Raw genomic sequence first — 20,783 nt, forward strand, 5'->3', positions numbered from 1 at the left:
CAGTCATGCCTATTCAGTGCTTGAGTTGAAGGCAGAGCGGTAAGAGGCAGGTCGCATCGGTACTTCAGAGCGGCCAGAGGAATTGGAGAGAAGCAGTAGTGCGCTATGTCGGTGGAGGGGACTTCAGGCTGAGAGCGCGCGGGGGTGACTCGAAGAAGGCATGGAAGGCTGACACCCTCTGATAAGCTCTTGGCACGCTTATTTAGATGATTCTGAGGTGAGACAAGCAATGAATTCGAATCTGCCAAAGAAGGGCGAGTTCTTCGAGTTGCGCCCAGATGCCCGACGGCGCGGCAAAGGGCATGGCGTCGTTTTTGAGAACGAGTCTTCCCTGAAGACGCCTCCAAATTTCCTCTTGCGTCCCGATCAGGGGGGCTTCCCGCCTCTGCGCGAGACCCCGCGCCTAGTGTATTACCCAAGCGAAGGGTGGCCACCGGAGGATCTTGAAGCTGGGATGAGCGGCTATTGGCTCGTTTCCGGGCGTCTCCGCGAGGTGATGGCGGCCGTGGACCCAGGAGCTTTTGCGTTCAGGGAGACTGACTATCGACTCGCTGATGGAGCAATGGGTGGCCCTTATTTCCTTTGCGATGTCATCAGAACCATTGATGCCTTGGATGAGGCAGCATCCCAGCTGAAGATCATCGTTAGTGACGACTATGAAGAGGGGAAATACTACGATCTGACTGGCGACGTCCGCTTGGCGTTCAAGCGGGAGGTCATCGGCGATGCTCACGTATTCCGGCTCCCTTACTACGAAGGTGTCTTCTGTGGCCACATTTTCAAGAGCGCGGTAGAAGGTGCCGGCATCGTAGCCGCCAGGGCATGCAACGGGCTTCGGTTCGAAGACGTTGTGAACTGTTGAGCCAGACGGCCCTCCGAAGATTGAGTAGTGCTGCGGTTTCGAGCCAAATATTTAATGTCAATGCGATTGGGTGTGTTCTCTAGTGGCCTCATGAGAGGCGCACCTATCAATCAAAGCTGAAGCGAGGACAGTCGATGCTGCGATTGGGACAGCGAAGGAAAGCCACGGCTGCTAGTGAAGACAACGACGGACTGTTCGATCTGTGTGTTCCGAACAATGTTCGCCTGAGCTCGCTGACACCAGTGAATAACGAGAATGAATGAGGACGACATGAGTAAAGTCGCCCCCCCTAAAGGTCGCTTCTACGTGCTTAGCCCCGATATGGGCGCACCTGGCCGTGGTCATGGGGTCGAATTGGACAATGAGGAGGAAGTCCCTTGGCCGACCTATATGAGCGAGCCTTCTGAGATGGGCGGGCTTGCATCACTGAGGGTTGTTCCCAAGCTTCGCTTCGATAGCCAAGTTGGTGATATGCCTTTGGATCTGCAAGGCGGATTCAACGGCTATTGGCTTGTTTCTCAACCCCTAAAGGATGTAATGGAGAACATCGATGCCGAAGGTTTTGTCTTTGCGAAGTGTGCATTTCAGCTCGAGGACGGTTCAGAAGGTGAGCCTCACTACTTGTGTGAGGTGATAAGAATTCTGGACGCGATTGACGAGAATGCATCGAGCGTGAAAGTTCTAGATGGCTACCAGAACGGCAAGTACTACAGCCTCTCCGGTGGCGGCAAGTTGTCCTTCAAAGAAGCAGAAGTGGCTGATGCGCATGTGTTCATGGATATCCATTCGGGCAGCCGTGTCTACTGTGACAGAGTGCTTCGCGACGCGCTCATCGAGCATGGATTTGGAACGGTGATCAATCCGCGCGGCGTGTGGATTGAAGACGCTGCAGGCTACTAGTTAAACAGCACTTTTCGCCCTCTTGGGAATGGAATCCTATGCCCGCAGAAAGCGTAATTCTACAAAGTCATCATGTCTTTGAGCAGGTCGTGTTCAGGGATCATCCTCCGTCAAGAGGCTTGCTGGGGCGTGGTGAACTAAGATGAATGAGGAAGTGATGAATAGAGTCGACTCTTCTACAGCTCGCTTCTGCGTGCTCAGCTCTTGTCCGGGTGCCCCGGCTTCGCGCCGTTTCACTGCTAACGTGTGCTGTAATTGAGTTGTGCGGGATGCGCTGATTGAGTCTGGAGTAGGCGTTGCGCCTGACACGCGTGACGTTTTCTCAAAGAAGCTGGGGGAACCTTGGTCGATGGCTGGACAATAAATCTGCTCCGAACGTTTGAATCTGGGAATCCATTCATTGCTGGAATCGAGGGTTTCTCATGGCAACTGAAAATACACCAGTGGAAGGTGAGTTCTATCTCCTCCGGCCGGACGTGCGCGGGGGCGGGCGCGGCCACGGAGTGGTGCTGGAGAACGAAAACGAGTTGCCGCTACCGGAGCATATAAGCGAACCACCATCGGCGAGCGGAATTGGCTCTATGAATGAAATCCCTCGATTGCGGTATGACAGCCGGATTGGCGAAATGCCGGAGGATTTGCAGGCGGGCTTCAAGGGCTACTGGCTGGTGTCGGAAGCGCTGAAATCTGCCATGCAAACCATGGATGCAGACGGCTTCTCTTTCATGAAATGTGAGTTCCGGCTCGAAGACGGCTCAGAGGCGGCGCCGCACTACTTGTGCGAAGTGGTCAGAGTGCTGGATGCGATTGACGAGGATGCGTCATCGATGAAGATCCTTACGGACGACTATCCGAATGAGAAGTACTACAGCATTGGCGGCGGGGCCAAGTTTGCATTCCGCAAGAGTATGATTGGCACGGCGCATGTTTTCAGAACGCCCTATACATCGAATGCTTTCTGTGATCGGGCCATGAGGGACTTCCTGATAGAGAGTGGGTTCGGCCGGCATCCTAATGCGCGCGGAGTTCGTCTGACCGGCGCTTCTGACATTTGAAGACCCAGCATCTCCTGGAGTGAGGTAGAAAGGGATGTCAACTGCCAAGACAATTCTCCAGAGCCATCACATCCTGGAGCAGGCGCTGTTCACCAGCAGTCCTTTGCTGAAAAAACTGGATCAATTCAACCTGCTGGGCAAGGATACATCGGCCAATCGGCTGTATCTGCCGGTGAAAGGTGATCTCGCCGATGATTTGGATACTTCACCTCACAGGGGCCGTACGCGTAGCTCCTACACGGATGGAGTGATGGACTACCTCGAAAGCCTGAGCGAGACTCGAGGGCGTGGTTCCGAATCTCATAGTGATCTGATTGCCCAGCGAAGTAGGCCGGGGTAGAACTAATTCCTGAACGCGCCCTGCCTCAGTGCTGAGGAGGCAGCGGGGTTGCCCAGAGCTCCTCATCACTTCCGATCGCACGCGTGTACCTCTAATCTACGCTCAGCCACAAACGGAAAAGACGCCACTCATGGAGTTGTCCAAATTGCCTGCGAATCAGCCCACGGCTGGAGAGTTCTTCAAGCTTCGCCCCGACGCTACCCGCGGAGGAAAAGGGCATGGTGTCGTCTTCGAGAACGAACAGTCTTTGCTTACTCCGCCCCGGCTGATTCTCCGCCCCGAAGCGGGGGGCTTTCCGCCGCTTGTCGAAATGCCTCGTCTGATTCTACATCCGGAGCTTGGGGATCCGCCGCAGGATCTGGAAGGTGGAATGAGCGGCTACTGGCTTGTGTCAGAGCGCCTTTTCCAAGTGATGGAACAAATTGATCCTGACGCATTCCAGTTCCATGCGGTGGACTATCGACTGGCCGATGGCTCTGAGGGGCCCGCGTATCGCCTCTGCGATGTGGTGCGCACCCTTGATGCATTGGATGAACAGTCATCCAAGTTGAAGATCATAGTGAGCGATGAGTACGTGAACGGGAAGTACTACCGGCTAACTGGCGATGTGAAGCTGGCCTTCAATCGCCAAGTACTGGGATCTGCGCATGTTTTCAGGCTTCCATTCCATGTGGGCGTATTCTGCGACCGCATCTTCAAGGACGCTGTTGAAGCGGCAGGCATCACTTCGCCTCAGCATTCGAATGGCCTGTGGTTTGAGGATGTCGTGAACTGCTGAGACCGAATCAAGGAATGAGTGACACGTATGGCGCACCGGACGCACTTCCAAGATCATCATGCAATAGAGCAGCAGACGCTGAAAAACAGCGAACTGCTCGCCACGCTGCAGCAGTCCGGAAGGTTCAACATCCACGCAGTGGAGAACAGAATCTTCCTGCCGGCGAGTCCTCAGCTGGCAGACGCGCTTGGAATCACTCCGCATAGCGGTGGTCCACTCCGGGCATATCAGGACGGAATGCTGGGATGGCTGGATGAAATCCAGGGAACGCGTGACGGCGAAGCAGCCATAGCGGGTGATCCCGCCGCCTTGGATAGGGTGGCCAAGCGGGTTGAGCAGCTGCGAGATACCGTGAGGGCTGGTTTGATCAATGGTGACCTGTACACCAATACGCCGCTTGGCCAGACTCCCGCCTCTACTTCGCAAAGTGTCCGCAATTTCTTTGATGAGGTGCCCGACTATCACAGGCTGAATATCCGGCAGGTACAGCTGCTACCGACGCTGTCCAGCGTCGACCAGGGTTGGGGGGCGGTTGCAGGTTCGGAAATGCGCATCGTGCGTACACTCGACCAGATCGATTCCGAACAAAAGGCCATCACGCGTGGTGGCAACGTTGAGCTCCAGCGCCACGGTTTGTCCGTTGCCATTTCAAACTCGCATCACGTTGGGCGTATCTCGCTCTCCGAACCCAGCATGCAAACTGTCGAGCGCGTTCTCGGTGAAGAAGCGGCGCATCGCATTCGATCTCCCTACGCTCAGGGTGGCAGTGCCTCACTCGACCTCCTCCTCGGCGAAGCCTCCACCAGCCAACTGATCCGCTCCGGCGGCCTGCTCGCCTCCGGCGCCGACGCTGTCATCACCGCCCGCCGAACCTCGCAGCTGCTGGAAGAAGGCAACGGCACCGCCGCTCAGTCCGAGCTCACCCACGCCCTGGCGCGCAACGGCGGTGGCTGGGTCGGTGGCATGGCCACGGCGTCGGTGATCGGCACCTCCAGCTTCGTCCCTGCGGCCATCGTCGCGGGCGATGCGCTGCTGATGAGCAAGGCGTTCGACAAGGGTGCCGATCTGCTCGACAACCGCGCCATCTACCGGCAGACCGACAAGGCCGATGTCACATGGCAGTTCGATGGCCGCAACTGGCAGCGCCAGGCGGTTATGGACAGCACAGGCGACGGCATGGGTACTCCGGCTGAGCGCAGTGTGGGCGCCAGTTACGAGAAGGCCCGCGAGCTGGGCGCATACGCCCATGTAAAGGCGGTAGAGCTGGCGCTGGGCAAGGCGCCGCCGCCGCAGGATCCTTTCAGCATCCCGGCGAAGGACGGCGAGGGCCGTCTGGACAATCCCAACTGGTACCGCGATGCGCAGGCCGAGCAGTGGACGCGGCAGGTCAAGGTTGGTGTGTCCGGTGCCAACGACCGGGGTGTGTATGAGACGCAGACCGCCAGCCCCGAGCGCGCCAACGAGTTGAACCGAGAGGCCGTGCAGCGCATCGAGAACAACATCGCCAACGGCAAGGCCGCGATTGCCGCCAGCTATCTGGAGACCTACGCCGCTACCCGTGCCAGCGACTTCGTGCCGTTGGTGCCGGAGGCGGTGGAGCAGGCCCGTGCCAGGCCCGACGCCATCCAGGGCTCGGACAACCAGCTTTACCAGCGCGATGAAGAAGGGCAATGGCACCACGCTGGCCAGATCGCGCAGGGGAACATGGCGCTGGAGTTGGAGCTGACCCGCACCATCCAGCAGCCGTCGCTCGATCAGTTCAACCAGACCATTGCCGCATTGGACGCGCGACCGTTGCCATCTGCGGCGGAAGTGAACCAGAACGAGGTGCGCCACAGCTACTACGCTGCGGGCATTGCGCTGTCACCGGCGTGGGAGCAGGCCATTGCCTTGGCCACGGCGCGCACGCGCGAGCAGCACGGCATTACGGGTCCCACGCTGCGGGAACTGGGGCCTGTCGCCGAGGGCAACGCGGGCGCGTCCCGGCCCATCACCCATTACCAGGTGGGTCAGGATGGCGTGGCGCGCGCCGTCGCGACCACCAGCACGCAGGAGCTGCAGGCCGCATGGAATGAGGTGCGCGCGCGTGCCAACGAGCAGGCGCCGTTGCCGGACTCGCCCGAGCTACGCATTGCAGCGCTGTCGGCGGGTGAGCAGGAGGTGTACCGGCAGGCAATGCAGGAGGCAAATCGGCTGGGTGCTGCGCAGGTGGATGCAGGGCAGGCTGCACGAGTAGCCGCGCAGGTGGCACATGGCGACAAGCCATCCGAGCAGGATGGGAGCGTGGAAGTGCGGCCTGAAGAGCCGGCGACTGCGCAACCCATCGCGCCTGCGGCGGTTGCGGCAGCGCCGCCCGCGATAGGGGTCACGCCACCGCCTACGCCCGCCCCACAGGACAAGCCCGCGCCTCAACGGCACGCCGAGCAGCGCGATCCGCCGCGGCGTGAGGCGGAGCCCCAACCTCAGCCCCATCCAAACAGCGAGGCGCCCACCGAAAACCGTACCGCCTCACAGACGCCAGAGCCCGCTGGGCCGATGCAGGCGCACCCGGCCGCACCTGAGCGCGCGACGCCACATGTCGCCGCGCCACTGGATGCGGCAACGCAGATGATGCCCGCGCAGCGCACAGAGCAGGCATCGGAGCCGGAGCGGATCGCCCCGGTGCCTGCGGTTGCTCCCACTCCAAAGCAGGACATGGCAGTGCAGGAGGTGGAACCGGTGCCCTTCAAGGAGCCGCTGCCTGCTGAGCCTGCGCGCGATTCATGGCCTTTGGAGCAGGAAGCGGCACAAACCGTGCCAGAGCCCGAACCGACTCCATTGGATGACCTCCAGCCCGTCACTGCGGCTGTCACTGTTCCTGCCGCGCCCACGATTGCGCCAAGCCCTGAGCCAGCCGAACCTGCACCGGATGAGGCATCGGCCCCGAGCCGGGTGGTGCAGGACCCCACCCAGCCCGGCCATCCCGATCATGCGCTGTATCAGCAGATCCGCGAGGGCGTGGAAGCGCTGGACGCCAAGCACGGCCGCAGCTTCGACGAAGTCAGCGAACGCATGACCGCCAGCCTTCTGGTACTGGCCAAGGACAACGACCTGGACCGGGTGGACCATGTTCTAGTGAGCAACGCCACGCGTGAACACCCGGCTGGGCACACGCTGTTCGTGGTGCAGGGCGAGCCAAGCAATCCGGCACATCAGCGCGCTGCGATGCCGACCGAGCTGGCGGCGCAGACATCGGTGGAGGAATCACTGCAGCAGTTCGATGCAGTCAGCCGTGAAGCGCACCAGCGTGCGCTTGCCAATCAAATGGACCAGCAGCTGGAAGACCAGCGGGTGCAGCACGACATACAGATTCGTGCGGCGAGCGGGGGATGAGTAGGGCATGCACTGCACTGGCGACCTGGACGGAGGACTGAAGATGACGCCACATGGAATGCGCCGGATATGCATGCTCGCAGCACTACTCGTTCTTCTGGCTACCGCGTGCCGGCCCGATGCGGCTCGCGACGAAGGCTCGATAGCAGAGGCCCATCGTCCGGATCTGGTGCCGCTTGTGCGAGCCATGCCCACCTCGTCAATGGATGCACCATTGACGGTCGAGTTCGATGTGGCTGCTCCCAGCAAAAATTCCTCTCCAACGCTCATGATCGGCATTCGCGTTGACCGCACGGATAACACCGCGGCGTTTTGGGCACTGGCCGATGTTCGGGCGTCCGGGTTCCAGGCGAAGGTTTCCATGCAGCGCCTGGAATCGAGTGGATGGAAGGACGTGCCCTTGCACCGGCTGGAATGGGTCATTGGGGAACCTGCCAGAACAATTCCCATCCCCGCTGATGGTCGAGTGACAAATGCGTGGCTGGACGATGTTGACGTGCTGGCGCTGCAGAATGCTGGGCTGGAACGACCCGATGATAACTATGCACAGCTGGCCTTCGCATGGGCACGCAATCCGTCGCCGGGCCGATACCGGGTTGAAGTGCAACTGCACTCCCCTCTGCCACAGCTTGAGCCGTACCAGCCGGAACTGCTGGTTGCTTACTTGCGCAGGCCTAAATAAGGCAGCCTCGCCACCGCCGGTACGCTGAGTGTCACGGGTAAGTCAGCTCGCCATTCTGCCGATAGACGGGGATCGTATTCATCGGTCTCCCTCTCCGAGCTGGACTGCGTAGACGCAGGCTCATGATGGAGGAGAGCTGCGCAGAAGCGTCTTTGGCTGTGATGACCCTCGGTGGGTCCCTGTCCGGGTTGAAGCCACTGTACGACCCGAATGAAGAGCGCCCGGACCTCCATCGTTCACGGCTGAACGCGATATCGTTCCAGAAGATCACGAACGCTGGTTTCCAGGCGCTGCCAGTCGCTCAGCATGACGCGTGCATAGTTCATCTCGATGGCGATGCTGTCGCCCGCGTCCACGATGGAATGGCGGCACATTGCGATCTGGCCTTCGCCGGCGCGTTCAAGTGTCTTTCCCTGAACTACAAGTCCGTCAGGAATGCGGTCTGCCGGGTCGCAGCTGATGAAGGTTGCCAGTTGGCCATCCGTGGCGCGCGCCACATACCAGTCTGGTTCCATCCCCGGGTTGTGCACGTAAGGCCTGCCCAGCGCAGCCTCCGAGTCCTTTGCATAGGCTGCCATCAACGATGGGTCAATCGCATACGGCGTCAGACCCCAGCGCTCGGGTTGTGCAACGCGCAGCGCAAGGTTCTCTACCGGGTCCCTTCGCTCGAGTGATCCCGGCGCGCTGGTGGCTTCGCTACTGGACCGACGTGCCAGATAGTTCTGGATGGGAACGCGATCTAAGCTCGACCAGTACCTGCCGCCGGCTGTCCTGCGTGCTGCGCACCGGGCGATCACCGGGAGGCGCTGCATCGAAATCCGGCCAGAACACCGTGAGCATGACGCCCCCATCGGCCAGGGGGCCCGTCTGGTTGTAGTAGAGGTTGGCCGGGAACATGAAGCGGCGCGGGCCAAGCCGAGCCTCTACCGGCTGCGTCGTGTAGGTCTGTCCGCCCACCGTGCGTGGGCCGGTTGCGGCTTCGGACATGGGGGTTCCGTTCGGGCCCGTTTCCGTGGATGGGGCTTTCGCGCAGGCGCTGGTGCTGAGCACGGTCACCAGGGCGAAGTAGGCAAGCCGGCAAGCCGGCAAGCCGGTGCTCTGCTCATGGGCGATTCCCTTGCATGATCGGAACGACTTATAGAACGGTGGAATGGCAAGCTCTAGTCGCTGCGGGGACCTTGCTCGCGCCAAGGCCCATTACTGCATGCTGGCTCACATATTCAGCAAGTCGTGATCGACGCCTTCTATCCCTCCACCTACCCCCGATCCCACCTATGCCATCATCCAGCCAGGACCGCAGTACCTATCAAGGCTGAACAGGCATGGAGCAGGCAACACGCTACACCGTAACCCTTTATCTGGCCGCGCCCGGCACCCCGCTGAAGAGTGGGGGCATCTCGCCGCGCGGCCACATGTACCTGCAGGTCGCTGCGGGCGACGAGGCCCACAGCTATGGCTTCGCACCACCGCGCCACGCGCCGGGCGAAGCCCGCTCCGGCGTGCAGTACGCGCAGGTGCGCCACGATGATGCCGACGAGCATCTGGACCCGTACTACAGCCGTACCCTGGAAATCACCGAAGAACACTACGGCTGTCTGCGTGATTTCGCCGAGGAGCCGGCCGAGTTCGAATTCGATGTGGATCGCCCGGCCTCCATCAATCGCTGCAGCGATTTCGTTTGGGCCGCCCTGCACTATGCCGGCCTGCATCCGCTGCCGGCGCCGCTGGATGGCGGCAGCAACCTCGGCGAGTTCGCGGTGCTGTTCAACCTGCCAGAGATCCAGTGCATTGCCGCGCCTTTCCCGGGCAGCGATCTGAATGCCGAAACCCACCACGCGATGCCCGAGCGCGAGGCCGAACATCATCGCCAGGGCGACCGCGCGATCGATGAACCGCCACCGACGCCGATTGAAGTGGCCGGCACGCTGCTGGACCCTTCGCATCCCGATCACCGCCTGTTCTCGCAGCTGATCCAGAAGGTGGCGGAGCTGGATGCCGCGCACGGCCGCCCGTTCGATGCGGCCAGCCAGCGCATCAGTGCCAGCCTGCTGGTGCTGGCCAAGCAGAACAATCTCTCGCGCGTGGACCACGTGCTGCTTAGCCGACCGACCCAGAACAGCCATGCCGCCGAAAGCATCTTCATCGTGCAGGGCGACCGCAACGATCCAGGGCACCGCCGCGCCAGCATCGCCACCGAGGTGGCGGCCAAGACCGATGTGGCCGATTCGCTGCGGTTGAAGGAGCAATGACGCGGTCACTGCGGCGGGGGCTGGTGGTACTGGCGATGCTGGGCGCGCTGGCGGCATGCCGTGCGTCACCAGCGCCTGAGGTTGCGCCGCCCCTGCTGACGCGCGCACAGGCCGAGGCGCGCACGGTTGTGCCGCTCACGCGGGCCGTGCAGTTGCAGAAGGCCGGTCGGATTGCCGAGGTCACGTTTGATTTGCCGGCGCCCCAGAAGCCGGCCATTCCGATCCTGAACATCGGGTTGCGGCTGCAGGATACCGATGCGCGACGGCTGCTGGATGCTTCGGAGAAGATCACGCTGGGACGGCTGCCAACGCGGCTGCGCCTGGAGCGTATTGATGGCGGTGCACCTGGTCCTGTGCAGCTCTGGCAGCGTACTCGCGATGGACGCGATTCTCAGAAAATCGGGGAGGATGGCGTGGTAACAGACCTGACGACGGGGAGCGTGGACATCAACAGCTTGGCCGAGGCCGGGTTGTACTCTGAAGAGGTGCTCTATCGCACGTTGCAGTTGGCGCAGGTCGGAGGCATTGCACCCGGGCGCTACGTTCTGCGGGTGGACCTTGTGGAGGATCGGCCCCGGCTGGAAGGCCTGAAAGCAGAACTGATCGTTGGCTACCAATCACTAGGAAAGTAGACATGCACAAGGACGATGCCGAACGCTACAGCGTAACCATTCATCTGGCGGCCCCCGGCACGCCGCGCTACGGCCGTGATGCTGAGGGAAACAGGTTTCTGCTGGAGCCATCGTTCGCGGGGCACATGTTCCTGTCGCTGCGCCGTTCGGGTGAACCCTTCCCGGAGAGCATGGGTTTCACCCACGCAGGCACCAAGGACGAGCCGAACAGGGGCAAAGTCGATGACATGGATGTGTTGGTCTACGACAAACCCCGCTTCGAGCGCACGATCGAGATCAGCAAGGCGCAGTACGACCGCATCCTCGAGTTCTCGGCAGACCCGAAGAAGCACGGCTTCGACATGGATTACGACTTCTTCTCCAACGCCTGCACCGATTTCGCTTGGGGTGCCCTGAACCACGCTGGGCTGCGCCCGGTCGGGCTGGCCGGGGAGATCACCAACTACGAGGGCGCTACCAGGGTCCTGGACAACATCCGCGCGATCAACGCCATTCCGCAGCAGGTGAAGGGCAGCGAGCTGGACAAGGTGCAGTGGAACCCGATGCCGAAGCAGACCTTCCGCGAGTGGATGTTCACCGAGAACGGCGAGCAGTGGCGCGGCAACAGTACGCTCGCGGCAAGCGGCACGCCCGCAGACCCGGCGCACGACGATCATGCCCGCCTCAACCAGATCCACCAGCAGGTGGCCGACCTCGGCGCTTTCGGGGCGCGCAACGGCAATGTCAGCGCCAGCCTGCTCGCGCTGTCGAAGGAGCAGCAGTTCTCGCGCGTGGACGAGGTGGTGCTGGGCGAGCAGCGCGGTGATACCGCACCGAAGCTGTTCATCGTGCAGGGGGACCGCAGTGACCCGGCACACCAGCGCGCCAGCATGCCGGCGGAGGTGGCTGCACAGGCACCGGTGGAGGCCTCGTTCGATCGGGTCGCGCAGTTGCAGCAGAATGAGCGGCAGCGAGACGCGCAGCGCCTGCAGGAGGAGCAGCAGCTTCAGCAGAGCCACGGTCCACGGATGGCATAGCCGCGGGCGCAGCATCGAGGTCGAGCGTCGGCCATGCCCGCGCCGGCGCACGCCACGCCCCCCACCTGCTACCATTCCCCCCGCAACCCCAGCCAGCCCACCCCGCGCAGACAGATGCGGGGCGGGCCGTCGAAGTACGGCCCAGCGAGCCAGGACACCTTCCCGTGCCCATTCAAGGACGCTCGCATGTTCCGTACTCCTCTCTTCCGCTCGGCCGCCCTGGCTGTTGCCGTTTTGCTCAGCCTCGGCGTGCCCTCCGCGTTCGCCGACAACGCGCCCGCCGCCAGCGCCACCACCGCCGTGCAGCGCCAGGCCGTGGCCAAGGGCCTGTATGAGCTGGCCTACAGCCCGAAACAGAACGCAGTCTTCGTCGCCTCGTCCGGCGGCTTCGGCGATGGCGCCGGCCCGGCCCAGGTGCTGCGCCTGAACCCGGCCACGCTGGCCGTGGAAACCCGCATTCCGCTGGAGCGCAAGGCCTTTGGTGTGGTCCTGGATGACGCCCACAACCGCCTGTACGTGGGCAACACCGTGGACCTGTCGGTGACCGTGGTCGATACCGCGCAGAACAAGGCCGTGGGCACCATCCAGCTGATGGAGAAGAAAGCCGGCAAGGACGGCAAGGCCGCCTACACCCACGACCTGCGCGAGCTGGTGGTCGACAGCGCGGCCAACCGCCTGTACGTGACCGGCCACAGCAGCCAGCCGGACGTGAGCAGCGTGCTGTTCGTGATCGATACCACCACGCTGAAGGTGATCAACACCATTGATGGCCTGGGCAATGCCAAGGCACCGGGCCTGGCGCTGGATGCGGCCAACAAGCGCGTGTACACCAGCAACCTGCTGGCCGAGCTGGTGGTAGTGGGTACCGATTCGAACAAGGTGGTGGCGCAGCACAGGATCGCCGCCGAGCAGCCGATGAACATCGCGCTGGACCCGGCGGGCAAGCGCCTGTTCGTGACCGACCAGGGCTCGGAATTCCTGCGTGGCTACCAGGCCAAGAGCGGTGGCCTGGTCAGCAAGCATCCGGGCCAGCGCGTGCTGGTGCTCGACCGCAGCACCGGCAAGGAGCTGGCCAGCATCCCGACCGACGCCGGCCCGCTCGGCATCCTGCTGGATGCACCGCGTAAGCGCCTGTACGTGACCAATCGCGAAGCCGGTACGGTGACCGCGTACAACAGTGACAGCTACCAGAAGGTGGCGACCTACACGGTGCCGACCCACCCGAACAGCCTGGCGCTGGATGCGAAGAACAACGTGTTGTTCGTGAGCATCAAGAACGGCGAGAAGGACGACAAGGGCGCTGACGAGAGCGTGGCGCGGATCCAGCTGTAACAGCGGTGCACAGGCTGTAAACGCAGGGGCAGGGCGCAACGCGCTGCCCCTATTTCATGTCGCAGCGTTTACCCCAGCCGCGGCGCGGGGTTCTGCATTTCCTGCGCCTGCGCCTCAACCTGCTGCTGCACACCCAACCCCAACTTCTGCATCGACTGCTCCACCGGCGTCTGCGCCGCTACCGCGGTCGGCATCATCGCGCGCAGGTGCGCCGGATTGGCCGGGTCGCCCTGCACCACGAAGATGTTGTGTCCGGCCGGGTGCTGGGCCGTGGCGTTGCTGACCAGCACGTGGTCGACCTGCTGCAGGCCCTGTTCGCGGGCGAGCACGGTCAGGCTGGCGGTCAGGCGTTCGCTGGTCTGGTCGAACGCACGGCCATGCTGGGCGTCCAGTGCGGCCACGCCCTGACGGATCTGCTGGTTGAGGCCGTAGTCGGGGTGGTTGGGGGTGATCTCTGCCATGGCGATCAAACGGTAGCGGTGGGTCGGGGTGAACCCCGCCAGTATAGATCCGGCCGGTGAAGGGCGCCGGAAAGGTCAGTCCGCCGGCCGATGGTCATAGCTGATCACCCGTTCGGCCAGCCAGTTCCCGTCCACGCGGCGCCAGACCTGGATGAAGCGGGCCTGGCCGGTCCAGCGTTCCACGCCGTCCTTGCCGCGCTCGTAAAAGCGGTGGTCGCCGATTTCGAGCGCCCGCTCATCGTGCAGCGGAAACACCTGCAGCGAAGATTCCACGAGCTCGCGGCGCAGCTGCCAGCCACCCTCGCGCGCGCTGCTGCACAGGTTGGCCACGCTGTGGCGGAAGTCCTCGCGGCTGCTGGCCGACTTGCCATCCTTGTCATGGAAGAACTCCATGTCGTCGGTGGTCATCGCCGCGGCCTTGCCGGCATCGCAGGCCTCGAAGGCCGCAGCGAAGAGCTGGGTATCGGCTTGGCGGATCTGCACGCGCAGGGTGTCGGCGGGCGCTGGCGTGGCAACGAGGCCGGCGGCCAGCAAGGGCAGGGTGAGCAGCAGCATGGTGAGGCTCCAGGGAGGGTTCACGCAGGCTCGCATGGCGTTTGGGCCACTGCAGCCGGCTTCCGACGAAACGGCCCTGCCACGGAATGAATGCCCATACTGGCGGCCCGGTTCCAGCCTTGAGGCCGTTGCCTGTGCAGGGGATGTCATGAGCGACCGGGATTCCCTCACAGCCGCCACAGGTGACGACCACTAGCCTGCACTCCTTCCCTTCCACAGGAGCGCCCATGCCTGCTTCCCGCATCCGCCTGCACGTTGAAGACACGGGTGGCGATGGCCGCCCGGTCATCCTGATCCACGGCTGGCCGCTGTCCGCCGATGCCTGGAAGACGCAGGTGGCGATCCTGCGCGACGCCCAGTATCGGGTGATCAGCTACGACCGGCGTGGCTTTGGCCGCTCTGACAAGCCGGCCGAAGGTTATGACTACGACACGCTGGCGGCGGACCTGGCGGGGTTGATCGAGGAACGTGACCTGCGCGATGTCACTCTGGTCGGTTTCTCGATGGGCGGCGGCGAGGTGGCGCGCTACGTGGCCAACCATGGCCAGGATCGCGTGCACAGTGTGGTATTCGCGGCCGCTGTGCCACCGTTCCTGCTGCGCAGCGACGACAATCTGGAAGGTCCACTGACGCAGGCCAAGGCCGATGAAATGCGCAGCGGATTGGAGAAGGACCGCGAAGCGTTCTTCGATGGCTTCACCCGCGACTTCTTCAGCGCCAACGGCCAGCTGATGGTCACCGAGGAGACGCGCCAGGCGGCGATCGCGCTGTGCCATCAATCCGACCAGGCGGCGGCGCTGGGCTGCATGAAGGCGTTCGCCACGACCGATTTCCGGGATGACCTGAAGAAGATCACGGTGCCGACCTTGATCCTGCACGGCGACAGTGACGCCATCGTGCCGTTCGAGGGCTCCGGCCAGCGTACCCACAAGGCCATCAAGGGCAGCGAAGTGGTGATCCTGGAGGGGGCGCCGCACGGCTGCAATACCAGCCATGCCGACCGCTTCAATCTGGCGCTGCTGAACTTCCTGAAGCGGTAAGCTGCGGCGATGCGCGAGCCAAAGACGCCCCCGTGGAAAAAGCCCAGGCCCAAAGTGCAGACGTCGCAACCGCTGTCGGATGCGCAGAAGGCGGCGGCACGGCAACGTGCCGAGGAAAACGGGCGGCGGTATCCGAACCTGGTGGACAACATGTGGGCGGCGAAGCTGCCGCGTGGGTCGTGATTCACAACCTGGGTATGGGCTTGATGTAGAGCCGAGCCGATGCTCGGCTGGCGCGCGCAGCGCGTGCCATCCGGGGAAGGGGCAAAGGGCAGCGGAGCATGGGCTCTCCTCTAAGGGCCGGGCAGTGGCTGCCAGTCCGCCTCCCTCCACGGCGCAACGTCGCGTTGCTGTACGTCAATGGCCTCGATTGGCAACCCGGCCAGCCGTGCCAATTCTGCGCGCAGCATTTCAGCGTCTACCGGTCGCGCGACGGCCACCTGCAGGCGATCACCCTGCAGCCGTACCTGCACGGGTACGACCGCATGGGCTTCATGCTCGCCGCCGGTGCGAGCAATCCGATAGCGCATCGCCACGGGCCTTCCCAGGTGTGCCAGTACAGGGCGCCATGCCTGCAGCACGACAGGCTGTGCCGCTGCGGGAACCCGCACCTCGATGATGGTTCCCGGGTAGCCCATGACATTGCCCACCAACACCTGGAAGCGCGCGCCATCGGGGATGGCGACCACAGTGGCGGCCAGCACGCCTATCGACAGGACAGCTGCGGCGAAGCGCCAACTGCGCGGCGCGGCGGCGGCGCGGGTCGCCGTGCGCAGCCCCGGCTTGCGCCGCAGCTTGCGCGCGTAGATGCGCCGATCCTTCCTGCGCGGGCTGCTGCTGTGCGCCGGCAGGTTCAACGGGACGCGTGGCAGCCGGGCGACGCGCGCGTCGATCAGGCGCGCGAGCAGGTACCACGCGAGCACGAATGCCAGCAGGGGCAGCAGCGTTCGTACGGTCAGGTACAGCATCACCATCGGGAATACCAAGGAAATTTCGCATTCAAACAACCGTGCCATCGTAACGGCGCTGCGTGGTGTGTGTCGCATCCGCCAGCCGACACGTGCGAAGCGCTTGGTTAGGATGGCTCTTTGCTGTCATGGATGAACCGATGAGCGCCGCCACCTCCCGAATCCGCCGCATCTGTGGGCAGGGGCCGATCCTGTTGATGCTGCAGTGGGTCGCGCTGCTGTCTGTGGTACTGGCTGCCGGCTTCTTCCATTACCGTGTGGAGCTGTTGCTGGAGCCGGTGACGGTGGCCTGTGGCGGCCCGGACGCGCAGGCGCGATTGAAGGTTGCCGAACAGGTGATGGCGCGTGCGGGCGCACTGGATGACTGGCAACCCCTGGGCTGGATTCCATGGGCAGGCGTGGTGCTGGCGTTGCTGGGGGCCATGGCGGTGTGCGCAAGCCGTGCGCTGTGGCTGCGCGATCGGCTGCGCACGGCGAACGTGGCGCTTATGGTGCTGCACGGTGGTGCACTGGCTTTGGCCGGTTGGGTGCTGCACCTGTACGAGAATGCATGGAGCAATGTGGCGCGGCTGTCACCCACGGCGTGCCTGGTGGAGCTGGTGTCGGAGGGTGATGTACCGCTGGAGCAGGCGCAGCGCGTGGTGTTCCACATCCTGACGCGCGTGAACGCGCCACTGCTGCGCAACCCGGATGATCTGGCGCTGGTGTTGACGGTGCTGTTGTTGGCCGCGATGGCCGGCGGCGTTGCCCTGTGGCGCGCGATCGCGTGGGCCCGGGCGGGCTGAGCACGCTCGGCGGCGCGCGGCAATCGCGCTACAGTCGAGCCCTCGCCACTCCAGGAAGACCCGATGCGCTTGTTGCTGCGTGCGTTGCCGTTGTTGCTGTGTTCGCTGGCGGTACACGCCGCCGAGGTGGACCGTCGTATCGCGGTGACCATCGATGATCTGCCATGGGCACGGCTGGACCAGATCGTGCCGCCGGATCTGCAGGCCCGGCACGAAGCGTTGATGGCCCAGCTGCGCGAGGCCGGCGTGCCGGTGGTGGGCTTCGTCAATGAGAACAAGCTTGAGGTGAATGGACAGGTGCAGCCGGCGCGGGTGCAGATGCTGCGCGACTGGCGCGATGCGGGCTATGTGCTGGGCAACCACACGTACTCGCACATGGATCTGAATGCGAAGGGCGTGGCGGCGTTCCAGCAGGATTTCCTGCGCGGCGAGACGGTGCTGCGGCCGCTGCTGGCCGAGAAGGGACAGGCGCCACAGTGGATGCGCCACCCCTACCTGCGCGCCGGGCGCACTGCGGATGAGCGCGTGCAGATGGATGCGTTCTTCAAGCAGCATGGTTACCGCGTGGCGCCGGTGACGGTGGACAACGGCGAGTGGGTGTGGGCGTTCGCCTATGCCAACGTGATGAACGAGCAGGCGGATTCGCCTGCACGCGAAGCGACGTTGGCGCAGCTGCGCAAGGGCTACGTGCCGTACATGCTGAACAAGCTGGATTACTACGAGAAGCAGTCGCAGGCGCTGCTGGGGTACGCGCTGCCGCAGGTGTGGCTGATGCACGCCAATGAGCTCAACGCGGCGACCTTTGCCGAACTGGTGGCGGCCACGAAGCGCCGCGGCTATCGCTTCATTTCACTGGACGAAGCGATGCGTGACCCGGCGTATGCGCGGGGTGCCGAAGGCTACAACGGCCGCTATGGCCCGAGCTGGCTGCATCGCTGGGCGATGGCGGAGAACAAGCCGAAGGACTTCTACGCCGGCGAACCGGAGGTGCCGGCGTGGGTGATGAAGCTGGCCAAGGTCGACTCGGAGTGAGGCTCAGCGCTTGACGGCCAGCACGCCGTCCAGCGCCAGTTCGGCCTTGAAACCCGCCTTTTCCAGGCGCTTGGCCACTTCACGCGGCACGTCGCGGCCGCTGGTCAGCTTGTTCGGCGCGCCGGTGTAATGGAACAGGCGACCGCCCTTGCGGATGACGCGGGCGAGGTGGTCGTAGAACACCTGCGAGTACAGCTCGCCGGCAATGCCGAAGCGCGGTGGGTCGTGCAGGATCGCGTCGACACTGTTGCTGGCCACCTGTTCGATCTGCTGCGAGACGTCACCGTGGCTGAACTGCAGGCGACCACCGGCGGCAGCAGAGTCTGGATCCGGCGACCACGGGTTGAGCGTGCGCAGCCACATCACATCGGCGTTCTTTTCGAACGAACGGATCTGGCCGACACCGGCCTCCAGCGCGCAGGCGGCGAAGTAACCGAGGCCACCGCAGGTATCGAGGATGACCTTGCCGGCGGGGGCGACCAGCTCCACCTTGCGGCGCGCATCCTCGAACGGCGACAGCTTGGAGGTCGGCAGCATCTTGATGCCGTCGATCTCGAAGGTCGGTGCGCCCCATTCGGTGGGCACCAGCTTGATCAGCGAGCCGCTGTAGCGCGAGATCGGCGCGAAGTCCTCGCCATCCCAGTAGTACAGCGTGCGGTCCTTCAGCTTGCCCGGCCAAGGATAGGGCTGGCCCCGGAAGTGGAAGCCGTCCGCATCGAGCGCCACGCTGTCCTGGCTGCGGCCGAGGTCGAGCGAGCCCTGCCAGTCGACGGCGCCCTTGTCATGGGCACGGCGCAGGGTGTCGGCGCTGTCGCGGGTCAGCAGGGGGCCGGTGTAATGGGGCACGGCGGGTACCGGGGCGGTTCGGGGGAGGGCATGGTACCGCAGCTGTTGTAGAGCCGAGTCGTCCCATGGCTCCACCATGCCTGCATCCACGCATGGCGTGGATCTACCGCAAAAGTAGCCGAGCGTGGGCTCGGCTCTACAGTTCAATTGCACTTCACCGCATACACCGGCTCGGCCCCGATCAGCATCAGCGACATGTAGTCGCTGTCGCTGGCCTTGTGCAGGGCTCTCGGGCCGCGCTGTCACTGGCCTTGGCGCCCTTTCCTCCGTGGCAGGAGCCTGGTATCAGTCGGCCCTGATGGAACCGCGATCGCTTGCGCAGGCGCGCGGTACGCACCCTTCCATCAACGTATTCATGGTCTGCGGAGTATGAGCGAAGCAGAGTACTCTTGCGGTGTGGTTTCCCACGGTATTCGGTGGGTAGTACTCGCTATAGAAGGTCCGGCACCTTCCGTTGTCGATTTGCGCGCTACCCTGGATGTTCCCACTGACTGAGCTGTTGAATCTTACGGTTCCGTAGGAAACGAAGTTCTGGCCAGCTGATACCTGTCCATTTGGTGCATAGGCGATTACATAGTCAGTACTTCTTGCGTCGCTAGCACTGTTCGGATCGATGCTTGAGCAATGCCATGCAGCGCTTCCTGGCCCCACTGTGATGGACTCGCCCTTGGCAGGGTTCATTCCAAGATCTGCGCAGGAAGCCTCGTGATACTGCTTCGTCGCTTCCGTTTGATCGTCGTAGCGATATACATATTGTCCCTTCGCGTTGCGGGTGAGGGACTGCTCCACACGGATCGTCCCCCCAATGAAGTCGGGCCATTCTGCGCTGCGAACGATTTTTTCCGGGATCTTTGCTTCGTCTGCGGTTTGTCCGACAGCTGGACTCCTGTCTCCTGCCTGCACGGACGCAGAGGCGATGAACATGATGATGGCTAGCTGCAATTTCACTTGGGCCTCTCAAATCTGGGTGAGGCTCCATCTTCGCTACTTGCCCAATGGTGCTTTTGGTTGCATTACGCAGTTCTTTGGATTTCAAACATTTCTCAAAAGTCTGTGTCGCTAATCGCACTTCACCGCATACACCGGCCCAGCACCGATCAGCATCAACGCCATGTAGTCGCTGTCGCTGGCCTTGCCCTTCAGCGTCGCGCCCTTGTTGAAGTGGAAGATGCCGAAGCCACCGGCCATGCGGACAAGCGCACTGTCGACCTGCTCGGCGTCGTCGCGGAAGTAGCGGCTGATCTCGCTGGAAGTGGCCTTGTGCAGGGCATTGGGTTCGCGCTGCCACTGGTCGCCGCGGCTGAAGGAGACGAAGTACTGGCCACCTTCCTTGTCGATGCGGAAGTCGGCGGGTTTGCGCGCGCTGGTGGCGAAGCAGCCCTGCAGCGGGTCGGCGGAGAAGGGAAGCCCGGCGTCACCGCTGCAGGCGGCGGTCAGCAGCAGGAGGGCACCGGGCAGCAGCAGGCGGAGCGTGCGCATGGGATGTCCCTACAGGGCAGGTGCGGCTAGTGTAGGCGGCATGCGGGCGTGGCCCGTACAGAAATTCGGCAAGGACACGGGGGTTTTCGGATGGCGCAGGGCAAGGCACCGTGGTGCGGCGTGGCCAGTTGGCTGGGTATTGCAGTGGGGTGGGGGGCAGGCACCGTGGCGGCACAGGCGGCGGTCGCTGCGGGTGGCAATGGCATGGCCGCAGGGCTGGGCGTGGGCGTGCTGGGTGCGGCGCTGGTGGGTGGCGGCCTGGCCGTAGCATCGCGCGTGCGCGGTGAGCGCTGGCCGTGGATCGGCATCGGCGGTGCAGTGCTGAGTGCGCTGCCGCTGCTGATGTACCTGCTGCGGATGATGCTGAATCTCTGACTGTAGAGCCGAGCCCGTGCTCGG

Annotated in this window: 23 protein-coding genes; 15 read left to right on the forward strand and 8 right to left on the reverse strand. The window is 63.2% G+C overall.

The window, feature by feature from the left end; all coding sequences use genetic code 11:
* Positions 1-229: 229 nt before the first annotated feature.
* The 7 genes from ACZ75I_RS02005 to ACZ75I_RS02035 all read left to right on the forward strand — a co-directional run bounded on the left by ACZ75I_RS02005 (position 230) and on the right by ACZ75I_RS02035 (position 7,989).
* Entirely contained in the window at positions 230-862 is a 633-nt protein-coding gene (locus ACZ75I_RS02005; RefSeq protein WP_472958622.1) for a DUF1629 domain-containing protein, read from the forward strand.
* A 270-nt stretch (positions 863-1,132) separates the two neighbouring features.
* Positions 1,133-1,762, forward strand: a complete 630-nt coding sequence (locus ACZ75I_RS02010) for an imm11 family protein (protein WP_353761487.1) — start codon at positions 1,133-1,135, stop codon at positions 1,760-1,762.
* Between the two features lie 422 nt (positions 1,763-2,184).
* Positions 2,185-2,817, forward strand: a complete 633-nt coding sequence (locus tag ACZ75I_RS02015; RefSeq protein WP_472958623.1) for an imm11 family protein — start codon at positions 2,185-2,187, stop codon at positions 2,815-2,817.
* A 34-nt stretch (positions 2,818-2,851) separates the two neighbouring features.
* Positions 2,852-3,157: a hypothetical protein gene (locus ACZ75I_RS02020; protein ID WP_472958624.1), complete on the forward strand. Its 306-nt coding sequence runs from the start codon at positions 2,852-2,854 to the stop codon at positions 3,155-3,157.
* Positions 3,158-3,287: 130 nt separating this feature from the next.
* Positions 3,288-3,935 (forward strand): DUF1629 domain-containing protein, encoded by a 648-nt coding sequence (locus tag ACZ75I_RS02025; RefSeq protein ID WP_472958625.1) that lies wholly within the window; start codon positions 3,288-3,290, stop codon positions 3,933-3,935.
* A gap of 27 nt (positions 3,936-3,962) precedes the next feature.
* Complete coding sequence (locus ACZ75I_RS02030; protein WP_472958626.1) at positions 3,963-7,307, forward strand: XVIPCD domain-containing protein; 3,345 nt, start codon at positions 3,963-3,965, stop codon at positions 7,305-7,307.
* A 7-nt stretch (positions 7,308-7,314) separates the two neighbouring features.
* Positions 7,315-7,989, forward strand: a complete 675-nt coding sequence (locus ACZ75I_RS02035; RefSeq protein ID WP_472958627.1) for a hypothetical protein — start codon at positions 7,315-7,317, stop codon at positions 7,987-7,989.
* A gap of 236 nt (positions 7,990-8,225) precedes the next feature.
* On the opposite strand, the gene ACZ75I_RS02040 is transcribed toward ACZ75I_RS02035, so the two are convergent.
* Together ACZ75I_RS02040 and ACZ75I_RS02045 are read right to left on the reverse strand one after the other, a co-directional pair.
* A complete protein-coding gene (locus ACZ75I_RS02040; RefSeq protein ID WP_472958628.1) occupies positions 8,226-8,567 on the reverse strand; it encodes a hypothetical protein in 342 nt (113 codons plus the stop codon).
* A gap of 118 nt (positions 8,568-8,685) precedes the next feature.
* Positions 8,686-8,976 carry a hypothetical protein gene (locus ACZ75I_RS02045; RefSeq protein WP_472958629.1) on the reverse strand — a complete coding sequence of 97 codons (291 nt, stop codon included), beginning with the start codon at positions 8,974-8,976 and terminating at the stop codon, positions 8,686-8,688.
* Between the two features lie 335 nt (positions 8,977-9,311).
* Between ACZ75I_RS02045 and ACZ75I_RS02050 the strand changes: the two genes are divergently transcribed.
* The 4 genes from ACZ75I_RS02050 (at position 9,312) to ACZ75I_RS02065 (ending at position 13,218) form a co-directional block, all read left to right on the forward strand.
* Positions 9,312-10,238, forward strand: a complete 927-nt coding sequence (locus tag ACZ75I_RS02050) for an XVIPCD domain-containing protein (RefSeq protein ID WP_180869166.1) — start codon at positions 9,312-9,314, stop codon at positions 10,236-10,238.
* The gene (locus tag ACZ75I_RS02055) at positions 10,235-10,870 is read left to right on the forward strand and encodes a hypothetical protein (RefSeq protein ID WP_180869164.1); all 636 of its coding nucleotides are present in this window, start codon (positions 10,235-10,237) and stop codon (positions 10,868-10,870) included. The genes ACZ75I_RS02050 and ACZ75I_RS02055 overlap by 4 nt, the downstream gene beginning before the upstream one ends.
* A 2-nt stretch (positions 10,871-10,872) precedes the next feature.
* Complete coding sequence (locus tag ACZ75I_RS02060; protein WP_472958630.1) at positions 10,873-11,886, forward strand: XVIPCD domain-containing protein; 1,014 nt, start codon at positions 10,873-10,875, stop codon at positions 11,884-11,886.
* Positions 11,887-12,072: 186 nt separating this feature from the next.
* Positions 12,073-13,218 carry a YncE family protein gene (locus ACZ75I_RS02065; RefSeq protein ID WP_472958631.1) on the forward strand — a complete coding sequence of 382 codons (1,146 nt, stop codon included), beginning with the start codon at positions 12,073-12,075 and terminating at the stop codon, positions 13,216-13,218.
* Between the two features lie 68 nt (positions 13,219-13,286).
* On the opposite strand, the gene ACZ75I_RS02070 is transcribed toward ACZ75I_RS02065, so the two are convergent.
* Positions 13,287-13,679 carry an XVIPCD domain-containing protein gene (locus ACZ75I_RS02070; RefSeq protein WP_072167701.1) on the reverse strand — a complete coding sequence of 131 codons (393 nt, stop codon included), beginning with the start codon at positions 13,677-13,679 and terminating at the stop codon, positions 13,287-13,289.
* Between the two features lie 75 nt (positions 13,680-13,754).
* Positions 13,755-14,234 carry a nuclear transport factor 2 family protein gene (locus tag ACZ75I_RS02075; protein ID WP_472958632.1) on the reverse strand — a complete coding sequence of 160 codons (480 nt, stop codon included), beginning with the start codon at positions 14,232-14,234 and terminating at the stop codon, positions 13,755-13,757.
* A gap of 227 nt (positions 14,235-14,461) precedes the next feature.
* Between ACZ75I_RS02075 and ACZ75I_RS02080 the strand changes: the two genes are divergently transcribed.
* Positions 14,462-15,274: an alpha/beta fold hydrolase gene (locus ACZ75I_RS02080; RefSeq protein ID WP_472958633.1), complete on the forward strand. Its 813-nt coding sequence runs from the start codon at positions 14,462-14,464 to the stop codon at positions 15,272-15,274.
* A gap of 293 nt (positions 15,275-15,567) precedes the next feature.
* Here the strand turns inward: ACZ75I_RS02080 and ACZ75I_RS02085 are convergent, their stop codons facing one another.
* Positions 15,568-16,248, reverse strand: a complete 681-nt coding sequence (locus ACZ75I_RS02085) for a hypothetical protein (RefSeq protein ID WP_180869154.1) — start codon at positions 16,246-16,248, stop codon at positions 15,568-15,570.
* A 134-nt stretch (positions 16,249-16,382) separates the two neighbouring features.
* On the opposite strand from ACZ75I_RS02085, the gene ACZ75I_RS02090 reads away from it, so the two are divergent.
* Together ACZ75I_RS02090 and ACZ75I_RS02095 are read left to right on the forward strand one after the other, a co-directional pair.
* On the forward strand, positions 16,383-17,027 hold the full coding sequence (locus tag ACZ75I_RS02090) for a hypothetical protein (RefSeq protein WP_346476650.1): 645 nt from the start codon (positions 16,383-16,385) through the stop codon (positions 17,025-17,027).
* Positions 17,028-17,090: 63 nt separating this feature from the next.
* On the forward strand, positions 17,091-18,059 hold the full coding sequence (locus tag ACZ75I_RS02095; RefSeq protein WP_472958634.1) for a polysaccharide deacetylase family protein: 969 nt from the start codon (positions 17,091-17,093) through the stop codon (positions 18,057-18,059).
* A 3-nt stretch (positions 18,060-18,062) separates the two neighbouring features.
* On the opposite strand, the gene ACZ75I_RS02100 is transcribed toward ACZ75I_RS02095, so the two are convergent.
* The 3 genes from ACZ75I_RS02100 to ACZ75I_RS02110 all read right to left on the reverse strand — a co-directional run bounded on the left by ACZ75I_RS02100 (position 18,063) and on the right by ACZ75I_RS02110 (position 20,384).
* On the reverse strand, positions 18,063-18,983 hold the full coding sequence (locus ACZ75I_RS02100; RefSeq protein ID WP_346476649.1) for a class I SAM-dependent methyltransferase: 921 nt from the start codon (positions 18,981-18,983) through the stop codon (positions 18,063-18,065).
* A gap of 207 nt (positions 18,984-19,190) precedes the next feature.
* Positions 19,191-19,829 carry a hypothetical protein gene (locus tag ACZ75I_RS02105; RefSeq protein WP_346476648.1) on the reverse strand — a complete coding sequence of 213 codons (639 nt, stop codon included), beginning with the start codon at positions 19,827-19,829 and terminating at the stop codon, positions 19,191-19,193.
* Between the two features lie 135 nt (positions 19,830-19,964).
* Positions 19,965-20,384, reverse strand: a complete 420-nt coding sequence (locus tag ACZ75I_RS02110) for a hypothetical protein (RefSeq protein WP_180869142.1) — start codon at positions 20,382-20,384, stop codon at positions 19,965-19,967.
* A gap of 90 nt (positions 20,385-20,474) precedes the next feature.
* Between ACZ75I_RS02110 and ACZ75I_RS02115 the strand changes: the two genes are divergently transcribed.
* Positions 20,475-20,759 carry a hypothetical protein gene (locus ACZ75I_RS02115; protein WP_164262268.1) on the forward strand — a complete coding sequence of 95 codons (285 nt, stop codon included), beginning with the start codon at positions 20,475-20,477 and terminating at the stop codon, positions 20,757-20,759.
* The last annotated feature ends 24 nt before the right edge of the window (positions 20,760-20,783 follow it).

The organism is Stenotrophomonas sp. X (assembly GCF_055721025.1).

What these genes read in the sequence shown, in the direction of transcription:
- ACZ75I_RS02040 (WP_472958628.1), bottom strand. Translation starts at nt 8,567, where the DNA reads ATGGCAGCCTATGCAAAGGACTCGGAGGCTGCGCTGGGCAGGCCTTAC.
- ACZ75I_RS02075 (WP_472958632.1), bottom strand. Translation starts at nt 14,234, where the DNA reads ATGCTGCTGCTCACCCTGCCCTTGCTGGCCGCCGGCCTCGTTGCCACG.
- ACZ75I_RS02100 (WP_346476649.1), bottom strand. Translation starts at nt 18,983, where the DNA reads ATGGTGGAGCCATGGGACGACTCGGCTCTACAACAGCTGCGGTACCAT.
- ACZ75I_RS02005 (WP_472958622.1), top strand. Translation starts at nt 230, where the DNA reads ATGAATTCGAATCTGCCAAAGAAGGGCGAGTTCTTCGAGTTGCGCCCA.
- ACZ75I_RS02065 (WP_472958631.1), top strand. Translation starts at nt 12,073, where the DNA reads ATGTTCCGTACTCCTCTCTTCCGCTCGGCCGCCCTGGCTGTTGCCGTT.
- ACZ75I_RS02070 (WP_072167701.1), bottom strand. Translation starts at nt 13,679, where the DNA reads ATGGCAGAGATCACCCCCAACCACCCCGACTACGGCCTCAACCAGCAG.
- ACZ75I_RS02010 (WP_353761487.1), top strand. Translation starts at nt 1,133, where the DNA reads ATGAGTAAAGTCGCCCCCCCTAAAGGTCGCTTCTACGTGCTTAGCCCC.
- ACZ75I_RS02095 (WP_472958634.1), top strand. Translation starts at nt 17,091, where the DNA reads ATGCGCTTGTTGCTGCGTGCGTTGCCGTTGTTGCTGTGTTCGCTGGCG.
- ACZ75I_RS02055 (WP_180869164.1), top strand. Translation starts at nt 10,235, where the DNA reads ATGACGCGGTCACTGCGGCGGGGGCTGGTGGTACTGGCGATGCTGGGC.
- ACZ75I_RS02090 (WP_346476650.1), top strand. Translation starts at nt 16,383, where the DNA reads ATGAGCGCCGCCACCTCCCGAATCCGCCGCATCTGTGGGCAGGGGCCG.
- ACZ75I_RS02030 (WP_472958626.1), top strand. Translation starts at nt 3,963, where the DNA reads ATGGCGCACCGGACGCACTTCCAAGATCATCATGCAATAGAGCAGCAG.
- ACZ75I_RS02025 (WP_472958625.1), top strand. Translation starts at nt 3,288, where the DNA reads ATGGAGTTGTCCAAATTGCCTGCGAATCAGCCCACGGCTGGAGAGTTC.
- ACZ75I_RS02080 (WP_472958633.1), top strand. Translation starts at nt 14,462, where the DNA reads ATGCCTGCTTCCCGCATCCGCCTGCACGTTGAAGACACGGGTGGCGAT.
- ACZ75I_RS02110 (WP_180869142.1), bottom strand. Translation starts at nt 20,384, where the DNA reads ATGCGCACGCTCCGCCTGCTGCTGCCCGGTGCCCTCCTGCTGCTGACC.
- ACZ75I_RS02020 (WP_472958624.1), top strand. Translation starts at nt 2,852, where the DNA reads ATGTCAACTGCCAAGACAATTCTCCAGAGCCATCACATCCTGGAGCAG.
- ACZ75I_RS02060 (WP_472958630.1), top strand. Translation starts at nt 10,873, where the DNA reads ATGCACAAGGACGATGCCGAACGCTACAGCGTAACCATTCATCTGGCG.
- ACZ75I_RS02105 (WP_346476648.1), bottom strand. Translation starts at nt 19,829, where the DNA reads ATGTTCATCGCCTCTGCGTCCGTGCAGGCAGGAGACAGGAGTCCAGCT.
- ACZ75I_RS02085 (WP_180869154.1), bottom strand. Translation starts at nt 16,248, where the DNA reads ATGGTGATGCTGTACCTGACCGTACGAACGCTGCTGCCCCTGCTGGCA.
- ACZ75I_RS02035 (WP_472958627.1), top strand. Translation starts at nt 7,315, where the DNA reads ATGCACTGCACTGGCGACCTGGACGGAGGACTGAAGATGACGCCACAT.
- ACZ75I_RS02115 (WP_164262268.1), top strand. Translation starts at nt 20,475, where the DNA reads ATGGCGCAGGGCAAGGCACCGTGGTGCGGCGTGGCCAGTTGGCTGGGT.
- ACZ75I_RS02050 (WP_180869166.1), top strand. Translation starts at nt 9,312, where the DNA reads ATGGAGCAGGCAACACGCTACACCGTAACCCTTTATCTGGCCGCGCCC.
- ACZ75I_RS02045 (WP_472958629.1), bottom strand. Translation starts at nt 8,976, where the DNA reads ATGTCCGAAGCCGCAACCGGCCCACGCACGGTGGGCGGACAGACCTAC.
- ACZ75I_RS02015 (WP_472958623.1), top strand. Translation starts at nt 2,185, where the DNA reads ATGGCAACTGAAAATACACCAGTGGAAGGTGAGTTCTATCTCCTCCGG.